At 71.0% G+C, this 11,735-nt stretch carries 7 protein-coding genes and 2 pseudogenes; 3 read left to right on the top strand and 6 right to left on the bottom strand.

Annotated features, from left to right (window positions below; genetic code table 11):
- The first annotated feature begins 536 nt into the window (after positions 1 to 536).
- Entirely contained in the window at positions 537 to 902 is a 366-nt protein-coding gene (locus tag ABT186_RS02475) for a hypothetical protein (RefSeq protein ID WP_351227764.1), read from the top strand.
- On the opposite strand, the gene ABT186_RS02470 is transcribed toward ABT186_RS02475, so the two are convergent.
- The 3 genes from ABT186_RS02470 to acnA all read right to left on the bottom strand — a co-directional run bounded on the left by ABT186_RS02470 (position 899) and on the right by acnA (position 5,978).
- Positions 899 to 2,461 (bottom strand): sensor histidine kinase, encoded by a 1,563-nt coding sequence (locus ABT186_RS02470; protein WP_351923229.1) that lies wholly within the window; start codon positions 2,459 to 2,461, stop codon positions 899 to 901. The two genes, ABT186_RS02475 and ABT186_RS02470, sit on opposite strands and share 4 nt — an antisense overlap.
- Positions 2,458 to 3,093 carry a response regulator transcription factor gene (locus ABT186_RS02465; protein ID WP_351923227.1) on the bottom strand — a complete coding sequence of 212 codons (636 nt, stop codon included), beginning with the start codon at positions 3,091 to 3,093 and terminating at the stop codon, positions 2,458 to 2,460. The genes ABT186_RS02470 and ABT186_RS02465 overlap by 4 nt, the downstream gene beginning before the upstream one ends.
- Positions 3,094 to 3,260: 167 nt before the next feature.
- Complete coding sequence (acnA, locus tag ABT186_RS02460) at positions 3,261 to 5,978, bottom strand: aconitate hydratase AcnA (protein ID WP_351227768.1); 2,718 nt, start codon at positions 5,976 to 5,978, stop codon at positions 3,261 to 3,263.
- Between the two features lie 334 nt (positions 5,979 to 6,312).
- Here acnA and ABT186_RS02455 point away from each other — a divergent pair, with 334 nt between their 5' ends.
- Complete coding sequence (locus ABT186_RS02455; RefSeq protein ID WP_351227770.1) at positions 6,313 to 7,842, top strand: helix-turn-helix domain-containing protein; 1,530 nt, start codon at positions 6,313 to 6,315, stop codon at positions 7,840 to 7,842.
- A gap of 284 nt (positions 7,843 to 8,126) precedes the next feature.
- Here the strand turns inward: ABT186_RS02455 and ABT186_RS02450 are convergent.
- Positions 8,127 to 8,459 (bottom strand): annotated as a pseudogene (locus ABT186_RS02450) (ATP-binding protein); the annotation flags it as partial.
- Positions 8,447 to 8,763, bottom strand: a pseudogene (locus tag ABT186_RS02445) (histidine kinase); the annotation flags it as partial. The pseudogenes ABT186_RS02445 and ABT186_RS02450, both read right to left, overlap by 13 nt.
- Positions 8,764 to 8,998: 235 nt before the next feature.
- On the opposite strand from ABT186_RS02445, the gene ABT186_RS02440 reads away from it, so the two are divergent.
- Positions 8,999 to 10,573: a Na+/H+ antiporter gene (locus tag ABT186_RS02440; protein WP_351227786.1), complete on the top strand. Its 1,575-nt coding sequence runs from the start codon at positions 8,999 to 9,001 to the stop codon at positions 10,571 to 10,573.
- A 721-nt stretch (positions 10,574 to 11,294) separates the two neighbouring features.
- On the opposite strand, the gene ABT186_RS02430 is transcribed toward ABT186_RS02440, so the two are convergent.
- Positions 11,295 to 11,717: a DUF6299 family protein gene (locus ABT186_RS02430; protein WP_351227788.1), complete on the bottom strand. Its 423-nt coding sequence runs from the start codon at positions 11,715 to 11,717 to the stop codon at positions 11,295 to 11,297.
- Positions 11,718 to 11,735: the final 18 nt, after the last annotated feature.

Genomic DNA, 11,735 nt, shown 5'->3' with positions numbered 1-11,735 from the left:
ACCGCCCCGGTCCCCCCCCCGCGGGGGCCGGGGGGGGGTGTGTTGCGGGGGCCCCCCCCCCCCCCCCGGGGGGGGGGGGGGGGGGGGCCCCCCCCCCCCCCCCCCGCCCCGCTTTCCTTGTACGGCCGTCGCTCAGCCCACGCTGAGGGCAACCCGTGCCGCGGAAGACCGCCTGAGTCCTACGAGTCAGCCTTACGGGCGAACACCCTTGACATCGTTGTCCATTCGGAGAGTACAGTCATGTACAGACCATTTCGACAACGTTGTCTCGCCCGTCGATCGCACACAAGCCTCGTTTCACCCGGTCCGACCCCCTCCCCCCGGGCCGGACCGGCTCGCGGACCGGGTGGCACGCACACCGGCCACCCGGTCCGCCCGGAGCATCTCGACCCGCCCGGCAACCCGAAGGCAAACCTCCCGTCACGGACGTCACCCATGGGGGCGGAGTTCTCCGCAGGTGGCAGCGCGCGGGGCAACCCTAGTGCTCTCGTGGTCATCTACCTGTACGAACGCAATGACAGGGGAGAGGGCGGGTTGTGCACGGTTCCGGTGCAGACGGTGGCCGCAAGAAGGGCACCGCCGGCTCCTGGTGGGCGCCTGCGGTGGCGAACCTTCTGATCGGGGCGGCCGCGATAGTCCCCGGCGAGTGCATCCGGTGGCTTTTGACCCGCTATGCACTGCTGCACTGCGTCGGCGGGTTCGGCTGCGGCAGCGGGTCGGCGGACAGCACGGTCGCGATGACACTCGGTGCGGTGCTCGGCGGTGCCTTCGTCCTCGGAATGGTGCTGGTGGTGGACATCCTCATGCCGTGGCAGGAGGGCAGGCCGCTGCACCTGTGGCTGGGCATGACGGCCCTGGTCCCCGCACCGTTCGCCATAGCCCAGGTCGCGGGCTGGATCTAGCAGCGAGCCGCGCCGTCAAGCGGCCGGGGGGCCGAGGCCGTGGACATCCCGGGCCGTGACGGCGCCCCGACCGTGAAGTTCCCTCCCGCCGCCGGGAGTTCGACGGTGAACTCCGTACGGCCCGGAACGCTCTCCACGTGGATACTGCCGCCGTGCGCCGTGGTGATCGCCGCGGCGATCGCGAGGCCCAGGCCCGAACCGCCCGCCGCTCCGTGGGTGCGGGCGCGAGAGGTGTCGGCCCGGGTGAAGCGTTCGAACACCGTGGGCAGGAGCGCAGGCGGGATGCCGGGGCCGTCGTCCCGTACCCGGATCACGCACCGCGCGTCCGTGGCCTCGACCGAGGCGACGACGGTGGTGCCGACGGGCGTGTGCACCCGGGCGTTGGCCAGCAGGTTGGCCACCACCTGGTGCAGCCGCGCCTCGTCACCCACCACCAGCGCCGGGACGTCGAGGTGCAGCGCGAGCTGCCAGTCGTGGCCGCCGCCCGCGGCCCGCGCGTCCCACACCGCCTCCGCGACCAGCGCCGCGAGGTCCGTCTCGGCGGAGTGCAGGGGGCGTCCCTCGTCGAGCCGGGCGAGCAGAAGGAGGTCCTCGACCAGGCCGGTCATGCGCGCCGATTCGGCAGTGACCCGGCGCCAGGCCAGCTCCGGCTCGATCCGGCCGGTGCCGCGGTTCATGAGTTCCGCGTAGCCCGCGATGGAGGCCAGCGGTGTCCGCAGTTCATGGCTGGCGTCGGCGAGGAAGCGGCGCATGCGTTCCTCGCTGCTGCGCACCTGCTCCTCGCTGCGCCGGCGTTCGGCGAGCGAGGACTCGACGTGGTCGATCATGCGGTTGAGCGCAGCGCCGACCTGACCGGCCTCGGTCCCGGGGTCCGTGTCGCGTTCGGGCACGCGGGTGAGACCGGTGACCTCGCCACGGTCCAGCGGCGTGCGGGAGACCTCGACGGCGGTGGCGGCGACCCGGCCGAGCGGGCGCAGCTGACGCCGGATCACCACCGCGCAGAGGCAGCCCGCCACGGCGAGCCCGGCGGCCGCCGCGGCGGCCTCGACCACGACCAGACCGCCGATCATGTCCTGGACGTCGTCCATCGGGAGACCGGTGAGGACGCGCACCCCGTTGCCGTCGAGCGCGGTGACCCGGTAGGTCCCGAGCCCGGGAACGGTCCGGGTGTGCATCGAGCCGTCGGGCGCGATGCCGTCGAGCGCGGCGCGCTGGGCGGCGGTGAGGCGCTGCGGCGCGGCGTCACGGGCGACGACCTCGGCGACGGTGATGGTGCCGTTCCCGTCGAACCGGGCGGCGAGCGTTCCGGCGGGCTGTCCGCGCTCGTTGAGGAATCCGAGATCGGTGTCGTCGTCCGGTTGGAGGGCGGCCCCGCCCTGGCTGCGCTGGGCGGCGTCGCTGACGCGCTGGTCCAGGTTGCCGAGCAGATAGGCGTGTTGGGCGTAGACAGTGGCGAGCGCCATGGCCGTGCACACCACCACGAGGGTGGCACTGATGAACAGCAGAAGACGGGTACGCAGTGAACGCCCGCGCAGCCGGTTCCGGATCCCGGTTCTCATCTCCCCTCCTCCACGGGCCTGATCGCGTACCCCGAGCCGCGCACGGTGTGGATCATCGGCGCCCGGCCCCGGTCGACCTTCCGGCGACGGCCGGAGATGTAGACCAGCAGTTCCAGCAGGTCGAACCCCTTGACGGTGAGCCGGATCGGCGTACCGTCGCGGTGCACCTTGCGGGCCTTGGGGGCCAGTACGAGGTCGCCGATGACCCGTACGGAGTCGTCGGCCCGCGTCTCCTCGGCGCCCGCCCGGTGCAGCAGCCCGCGCAGCCGCACCACGACCTCCTCCAGCGGGAAGGGCTTGGCTACATAGTCGTCGGCGCCGGACTCGAGCCCGTCGAGGCGGTGTTCCAGGGCGTCGCGGGCGGTGAGCATGAGCACGGGCAGCTTCGGATACTCGTACCGCAGTCTGCGCAGCACCTGGATACCGTCGAGGTCGGGCAGCATCCCGTCCAGGACGACGGCGTGCGGGATGCAACCGCGCGCCAGCCGCAGCGCGGTCTGCCCGTCGAGCGCGGGGCAGGGCCGCCGGCCCGCCTCGGTGACGGCCACGGACAACAGCTCGGTGAGCGCCGGCTCGTCGTCGACGTTCAGCACACGGACGCGGCCGCTTCGGGAGGCAGGGGTGCCAGACATGTATCGATCCTGTCCCGGTCCGCTGAGGAAACCCTGTGTCCGGGCTGAGCACCGGCGATGTCTCGCAGAAGCGGCGGAACCGGGCAGGGGGTCGACCGTCGGGCGTATACGGCGAAGGGCCGCATCCCCGGACGGGGATGCGGCCCTCAACTGCCCTGCCGGACCGCTTACTTGCGGATCAGGCTGCGCAGCACGTACTGCATGATGCCGCCGTTGCGGTAGTAGTCGGCCTCACCGGGGGTGTCGATGCGGACGACCGCGTCGAACTCGACACCGCTGTCGGTGGTGACCTTCACCGTGCGGGGCGTGGTGCCCTCGTTGAGCTCGGTGACGCCGGAGATCGAGAAGGTCTCCTCACCGGTCAGGCCGAGGGACTCGGCGGACTGGCCCTCGGGGAACTGCAGCGGCAGGACGCCCATGCCGATGAGGTTCGAGCGGTGGATGCGCTCGTACGACTCGGCGATGACGGCCTTGACACCGAGGAGCGCGGTGCCCTTGGCGGCCCAGTCGCGGGACGAGCCGGAGCCGTACTCCTTGCCGGCCAGGACGACCAGCGGGATGCCCTGCTCGATGTAGTTGCGGGAGGCGTCGTAGATGAACGACACCGGTCCGCCGTCCTGCGTGAAGTCGCGGGTGTAACCGCCTTCCGTCCCCGGCGCGATCTGGTTGCGCAGGCGGATGTTGGCGAACGTACCTCGGATCATGACCTCGTGGTTGCCTCGGCGCGAGCCGTAGCTGTTGAAGTCACGACGCTCCACACCGTGCTCGGTGAGGTACTTGCCGGCCGGGGTGTCGGCCTTGATGGCACCGGCCGGGGAGATGTGGTCGGTGGTGACCGAGTCGCCCAGCTTGGCGAGCACGCGCGCGCCGGAGATGTCGGTGACGGGCGCCGGCTCGTGGGCCATGCCCTCGAAGTACGGGGGCTTGCGGACGTACGTCGACTCCGGGTCCCACTCGAAGGTGTTGCCGGTCGGGATCGGCAGGGACTGCCACTGGGCGTCGCCCGCGAAGACGTCCTGGTAGGACTTGTTGAACATGTCCTCGCCGATGGCGTTGGCCACGACGTCGTTGACCTCGGCCTCGGTCGGCCAGATGTCGGTCAGGTAGACCGGGTTGCCGTCCTGGTCGGTGCCGAGGGCGTCCTTGGTGATGTCCACCTTCATGGAGCCCGCGATGGCGTACGCGACGACCAGCGGCGGGGAGGCCAGGTAGTTCATCTTGACGTCGGGGTTGATACGGCCCTCGAAGTTCCGGTTGCCGGAGAGGACCGAGGTGACCGCGAGGTCGTGGTCGTTGACGGCCTTGGAGACCTCCTCCGGCAGCGGGCCGGAGTTGCCGATGCAGGTGGTGCAGCCGTAACCGACCAGGTTGAAGCCGACCTTGTCGAGGTACGGGGTCAGGCCCGCCTTGTCGAAGTAGTCGGTGACGACCTTGGAGCCCGGGGCGAGGGTGGTCTTGACCCACGGCTTGCGGGTCAGGCCCTTCTCGACCGCCTTCTTGGCCACCAGGGCGGCGGCGACCATGACGTACGGGTTCGAGGTGTTGGTGCAGGAGGTGATGGCCGCGACCGTCACCGCACCGTGGTCGAGGGTGTAGGTCGTGCCGTCGGGGGCGGTGACCTGAACCGGGTTGGACGGGGCGCCGTTGGGGTGGATCGCCGGGGCGTCCGAGGCCGGGAAGGACTCGACACCCGCCTCGTCCACGGTGTCCACGTAGTTGCGGACGTCCTGCTTGAACTGCTCGGCGGCGTTGGCGAGGACGATGCGGTCCTGCGGGCGCTTCGGGCCGGCGATGGAGGGGACGACCGTGGACAGGTCCAGCTCGAGCTTCTCGGAGAAGTCGGGCTCGGCCTTCGGGTCCAGCCAGAGGCCCTGCTCCTTGGCGTACGCCTCGACAAGCGCGACCTGCTGGTGGGAGCGCCCGGTCAGCCGCAGGTAGTTCAGGGTCTCGTCGTCGATCGGGAAGATCGCGGCGGTCGAGCCGAACTCCGGCGACATGTTGCCGATGGTGGCGCGGTTGGCGAGGGAGGTGGCGGCGACGCCCTCGCCGTAGAACTCGACGAACTTGCCGACCACACCGTGCTTGCGGAGCATCTCGGTGATGGTGAGCACGAGGTCCGTGGCCGTCGTACCCGGCTGCAGCTCGCCGGTGAGCTTGAAGCCGACGACGCGCGGGATGAGCATGGAGACCGGCTGGCCGAGCATGGCGGCCTCGGCCTCGATGCCGCCGACGCCCCAGCCGAGCACACCCAGGCCGTTGACCATGGTGGTGTGGGAGTCCGTACCGACCAGGGTGTCGGGGTAGGCCTGGCCGTTACGGACCATGACGGTCCGGGCCAGGTGCTCGATGTTCACCTGGTGGACGATGCCGGTGCCCGGCGGGACGACCTTGAACTCGTCGAAGGCGGTCTGGCCCCAGCGCAGGAACTGGTAGCGCTCCTTGTTGCGGCCGTACTCCAGCTCGACGTTCACCTTGAAGGCGTCGTTCGTGCCGAACTTGTCGGCGATGACGGAGTGGTCGATGACCAGCTCGGCCGGGGCCAGCGGGTTGATCTTCGCCGGGTCGCCACCGAGCTCCTTGACGGCCTCGCGCATGGTGGCGAGGTCGACGACACAGGGCACGCCGGTGAAGTCCTGCATGATCACGCGGGCCGGCGTGAACTGGATCTCCTGCGACGGCTGGGCCTGGGAGTCCCAGTTGCCGAGCGCGCGGATGTGGTCGGCGGTGATGTTCGCGCCGTCCTCGGTGCGGAGCAGGTTCTCCAGCAGGACCTTGAGGCTGTACGGCAGGCGGGACGAGCCCTCCACCTTGTCCAGCCGGAAGATCTCGTACGACTCGTCGCCCACCTGCAGCGTGCTGCGGGCGTCGAAGCTGTTCGCCGACACGACAGTCTCCTTCATTGATGTGCGCGTACCACCGCAATCCTGCCGCCACGACAATTCGGCCGGTCAGCTAAGGTAAGGCTAAGTTAGGTAACCCTTACCGGCGGGCGGCTGCGGTGCGCCTCGGCAGATATCTCGATGTCGAGATAACTCTAGTACATAGGGGCTGAATGGTCATGCCCGACTTCCCTCCGGCCGCCCCGGCATACCCATCCGGTCCGGCCCGCACCGGGAGGACCCCGCCACCCCCGCTCACACCCGGCGCCACTTCACGCCCCATCACCCGAACGGCCCCCCTCAGGAGGCGCCATCTCATATCTGAGATAACCTCGGCCTCATGGCAGACGACTACCTCGTACGCATCGGCAAGCTCATCCGTGACGCCCGGCAGCACCGTGGCTGGACTCAGGCGCAGTTGGCCGAGGCGCTCGGCACCAGTCAGAGCGCTGTCAATCGCATCGAGCGCGGTAATCAGAACCTCAGTCTTGAGATGATCGCCCGAATCGGCGAGGCCCTGGACAGCGAGATCGTCTCCCTCGGCTATGCGGGTCCCATGCATCTGCGGGTGGTCGGCGGTCGCCGGCTCTCCGGTTCCATCGACGTGAAGACGAGCAAGAACGCCTGCGTGGCCCTGCTGTGCGCCTCACTGCTCAACAAGGGACGCACCGTGCTGCGCCGGGTCGCCCGTATCGAGGAGGTGTACCGCCTTCTGGAGGTGCTCGGCTCCATCGGTGTCCGCACCCGGTGGATCAACGACGGCATCGACCTGGAGATCGTGCCGCCCGCCGACCTCGACCTGGGCGCCATCGACGCGGCCGCCGCCCGCCGTACGCGCTCCATCATCATGTTCCTCGGTCCGCTGCTGCACCGCATGGACCACTTCAAGCTGCCGTACGCGGGCGGTTGCGATCTCGGCACGCGTACCGTCGAACCGCACATGATCGCGCTGCGCCGGTTCGGTCTCGACGTCACCGCCACCGAGGGGTACTACCACGCCGTGGTGGACCGGTCCGTCTCCCCCGGCCGGCCGATCGTGCTGACCGAACGCGGCGACACGGTGACCGAGAACTCGCTGCTCGCCGCCGCCCGCCACGACGGCGTCACGGTCATCCGCAACGCTTCCTCCAACTACATGGTCCAGGACCTCTGCTTCTTCCTGGAGGCGCTCGGCGTCCAGGTCGAGGGCATCGGCACCACCACGCTCACCGTGCACGGCGTGCCCACCATCGACGTCGACGTGGACTACTCCCCCTCCGAGGACCCGGTCGAGGCGATGAGCCTGCTGGCCGCCGCGGTCGTCACCGAGTCGGAGCTCACGGTGCGCCGGGTGCCGATCGAGTTCCTCGAGATCGAGCTCGCGGTACTGGAGGAGATGGGCCTCGATCACGACCGTACGCCCGAGTACTTCGCGGACAACGGCCGTACGCGGCTGGTGGACCTGACCGTACGGCCCTCCAAACTGGAGGCGCCGATCGACAAGATCCACCCGATGCCGTTCCCCGGCCTGAACATCGACAACGTCCCGTTCTTCGCGGCCATTGCGGCCTCCGCGCAGGGCAAGACGCTGATCCACGACTGGGTGTACGACAACCGCGCGATCTATCTGACCGACCTCAACCGCCTCGGCGGCCGCCTGCAGTTGCTGGACCCCCACCGGGTGCTGGTCGAGGGCCCGACCCGCTGGCGGGCCGCCGAGATGATGTGCCCGCCCGCGCTGCGGCCCGCCGTGGTCGTGCTGCTGGCGATGCTGGCGGCCGAGGGCACATCCGTGCTGCGGAACGTGTACGTCATCAATCGCGGCTACGAGGAGCTGGCGGAGCGGCTCAACTCGGTGGGGGCGCAGATCGAGACGTTCCGGAACATCTGAGCTGCACATGCGGGGCGGTGAGCGGCCCGGGCGCGGGTCGTCACAAGGGTGCCAAGAAGTGGCGTGTGGGCTGGTCGAAGCGCCGGACCAGGTGGGAGACGGAAGCCGTTCCGCCGCCGACGAAGCCCGGTGCCGGGGAGCCGAGTTGTGGCCGGCGCCGAGGAGCCGCCCGGCAGGGATCTCGCCGCCCGTCGGTCCCCGGCCGCGTCCGTCATGGCCGGGGAGTGGCAGCGACTGGCGCGGGAGAGGCTGGTCACCACGCTCGGTGACGTCTTCGGCAGCGGTCAGCCCGGGCCGCTACTGCCTCGCACACGCCGCCTGCCCCGTGCCGGCCGTGCCGCCATCGCCGCTGGAGACCGCGCCGGCATCCGCACACCGCCGGACCGTCTGGCGGATGCGGCTGGACACAGGGCACTTGGAGAGGTCCGTAGGCCGAGCACCATGGTGAGGGCGCCGCCGGGCGTGTCCTCGGCGTTCAGGGTGCCGCCGATGGCCTCCGCGAAGCCGCGGGCGACCGCGAGGCCGAGACCGACACCGGCGCCGCGCGGGGAGTCGCCGTAGCGCTGGAAGGGCTCGAAGATGCACTCCTTCGCCTCGTCGGGAGGTTGCGGCCGTCGCCGGGGATGTTGCTCTGGGCGAACTCGTCGACGATCGCCACCTGGGGGCGGCGCGCGAGGACCGCGGCCAGGTCCATCTCCTCGAACCGCCCGCCGCGACAGGAACAGCCAAGGCGAGGGACGATCTCCAGACCGTCGAGCATCGCCTCCGTGCGCGGGCGCCCGTGGTACTCCGAGAAGCCCACCACGCGTCCGCCCAAGGGGCAGCACGGCGCCGCCCCTCGTCGAGCATCCGGTAGGTCTTGCCGACCCCCGGGGCCGCCCCGAGGTAGACCTTCAGCCGTCCGGGCCGTACGTCACTCATCGCCGCCGACGCACTCCGCTCGCTGATCCAACTCTCCTGCGCAGAAGGGTTCCCCCACCCCACGGAAGCCGTTTCACGGGCCTGTGGGGGCGGTCGTCAGCGCTTCCTTGGCGCTGGTCACGAGGACCTTGACACTGTCTTGACGTTCCCCGCGCCCGATAGGGTGAAGGCGGTGTGCCGGGAAGTCTGGTCGGCCGGGAGTCACGGTGGCTCCTGAAAGCCTCAGGGGGACGGCATGCGCAGCGTCGGTACGGTTCTCGCCCTTGTCGTCCTCGCCACGGTGGTGGCCACCTTCGCGCGCCGGTGGCGCATGCCCGCCCCCTCTCTGCTCGTGGTCGCCGGTCTCGCCGTGGCGCTGCTGCCGGGCACCCCGCAGATCGAGATCAGCCCGGAGATCATCGGCCTGGTCGTGCTGCCGCCGCTGCTGTATGCGTCCGCCGAGGAGATGCCCTGGCGTGAACTGCGCGCGGTGTGGAAGCCCGTCGGGATACTCGCCATCGGACTGGTGCTGGCGTCCGCGGCGGCCGTGGGCGCGGTGGCGGCGCTCGTGACGCCCCTGTCGTGGCAGATGGCGTTCGTGCTCGGCGCGATCCTGGCCAGCACCGACCCTGTCGCGGTCACCGCGCTCGGCAGGCGCCTGGCACTGCCGCCCAAGGTCCAGGTCCTGGTCCAGGCGGAGAGCCTGTTCAACGACGCGACCTCCCTGGTGCTGGTCCGGGTGGCGGCGAGCATCGCCGTGGCCTCGGCTGCGGCGAACTGGGGCGCGGCGGGCGGCGAGTTCCTGCTGCTGGCCGGCGGTGGCACGGTGATCGGGGCGACGGCGGCCGGGGTGGTGGCCCTGATCCGGCGGCGCACCGAGGACCCGGTCCTGGAGACGGTGATCTCCCTGGTCACCCCGTACGCCGCCTACGTGCTCGCGGAAGCCGCGCACACCTCCGGCGTCACATCGGTCGTCGTGGCCGGAGTGGTCCTCGGCGGCCGCGGCGACCGGCTCACCAACGCCCGCATACGACTCCAGCTTCACGCCGTGTACGGCACGGTGGTGTTCCTGCTGGAGAGCGTCGTCTTCAGCCTCATAGGGCTGGCCCTGCCCGCCCAGGTGCGGGCCCTGTCCGACGGCGACCGGGCGTGGCCCGTGTACGCGCTGGTGGTCGCCGGGACGCTCGTCGCCGTGCGTCTGCTGTGGCTGGCGCCCCTGTCGGCGGTGGTGCAGCGCAAGGGCGGCATCAGCCGCATGAACTGGCGGGTGCCGATGGTCCTGACCTGGGCGGGCACCCGAGGGGTGATGCCGCTGGCCGCCGCCCTGTCCATCCCGGAGGCCACGAGGAGCGGAACCGCCCTCACCGACCGCCCTCTGGTCCTCGTCCTGACCACCTCGGTCGTGGTCGTCACCCTCGTCGTGCAGGGCTTCACCCTCGCCCCGTTCGTCCGCCGCTCCGGCATCGCGCTGGAGCCCGCCCACACCGAGCGCGAGGAGGCCCAGGCCCGCTCCCACCTCGCCCACGCCGGGCTCGCCCGTCTGGAGGAGCTCGCGGAGCTGGAGGTGGTGCCGGATGTCGTCCTCGACCGGCTCCGCCGCGGCCTGGCCGCCCGTCTGGACGACGCCCGCGACCGCCTCGCGGAGCAGGACAGCAACGGGGCTCCGACCGAGTCCGCCGATCTGGTCTACCGCCAGTTGCGCCGCGACCTGATCGCCGTCGAGACGGTGGAACTCCAGCGCCTCTACGACGACCACGCCATCAGCGACACGACCCGCCGTCGGCTCCAGCGCTCCCTGGACCTGGAAGAGGCCCGGCTCGCGGACGCCTAGCGCGGACGGGCCGACCGCCGTCAGCGGAACTCGCGACGAGCGGGTCGACCCGGCCCCGGCCGCGACCGAGGACCGCACGGTCAAGCGCCTGAACAAGCTCGCCGACCTCCTCGTCGGTCGCAGCGCCACCTGAAGTCCCCCTCTTGGATCTCACCGCGTCATCTGCCGACCCTTGCCCGCTGGTTCCCCACCGGCTCCCCCGGCCCGCCACCATCGGCGAGCACATGCCGGCCACGGGCATCGGCCGCTGGTGGGCCGACCGCCCCGCCCAGCCGCGCACGGTCGTCGTGTCCTGCGCCGGCCATGTGTGCTGCGCGGCGCTCCGGACGCGCTCACGCCGGGACTTCCGGAACCTCTGGCCGGCAACCGTGTCGACGCTCCGGCACGCTTCCTGCCCGCGCTCGGCGCCGCCTTCGACCGGCTCACCCCGTGGGAGCGCATGATCCGGACGCTCCAGACCGCCCCTCAGCCCGCCAGTGCCCCGCGCGCCGTAACCGTACGGCGCCTGGTGCCGTACGGACGCCGACGCCGTACACGCCCTCGGCCCGGCCGCGCCCTGGCTCCCGGCCACCTGCGGCGGACCGCGCGGCCTCGCCTCGTCAGGACACCCGCCGGGCCGCGGTGGGCCGGACCGGTCGCATCCTGGCGGCGGCCTGCACCTGCTTCCGCGGCACCGGGCTGTCCCAGGCCGGACGCCGGGTTCCGGCCGGGGTCGGGAGGTTCATCTGCCGGTCAGGGTCACATACTGCTGCCGCACCGCATGGAAGTGGGGCAGCGGAAGGCCGGAGCCGCTCAGTTCCATCAGGGTGGCCTCGATGTGCGCCCGACCCGGGGTGTAAGCGCCCTGGTGGGTCTCCTGGTTGGTCCAGCGGTGCTCGGCACCGTCGCAGACCGCCAGGGTGCCGCCCACTCCGTGGTGCACGCTCGGGTCGCCCTGGGAGATTGCGGAGGACACGAAGACGAGGCCGCCGCTGCGCAGACAGCGGTAGGTGCCGGAGAGGGTGATCGTGCCGTCGGCAGTGATACGTCCGGTCGGGTCGACGGTCACCTGGTCGCCCGCATCGGAGAGGGCGCCCGCGGCGGGGGCGGCGGACAGCAGCAGGGCGGCGCAGGCGACCACCCCGAAGACCTGACGCACGGACATGGGATACCTCCTGGAACG

The sequence above is a fragment of the Streptomyces sp. NPDC001634 genome (assembly GCF_040298185.1).
GTDB lineage: Bacteria > Actinomycetota > Actinomycetes > Streptomycetales > Streptomycetaceae > Streptomyces.
Note: the sequence above shows the minus strand (reverse complement) of the source record. Positions and strands in the feature narration are given on the sequence as shown.

Bases quoted from the DNA above. Each gene is read 5' to 3' on its own strand.
- ABT186_RS02470 (WP_351923229.1), bottom strand. From the start codon at position 2,461: ATGAGAACCGGGATCCGGAACCGGCTGCGCGGGCGTTCACTGCGTACC.
- ABT186_RS02430 (WP_351227788.1), bottom strand. From the start codon at position 11,717: ATGTCCGTGCGTCAGGTCTTCGGGGTGGTCGCCTGCGCCGCCCTGCTG.
- ABT186_RS02455 (WP_351227770.1), top strand. From the start codon at position 6,313: ATGGCAGACGACTACCTCGTACGCATCGGCAAGCTCATCCGTGACGCC.
- ABT186_RS02465 (WP_351923227.1), bottom strand. From the start codon at position 3,093: ATGTCTGGCACCCCTGCCTCCCGAAGCGGCCGCGTCCGTGTGCTGAAC.
- ABT186_RS02440 (WP_351227786.1), top strand. From the start codon at position 8,999: ATGCGCAGCGTCGGTACGGTTCTCGCCCTTGTCGTCCTCGCCACGGTG.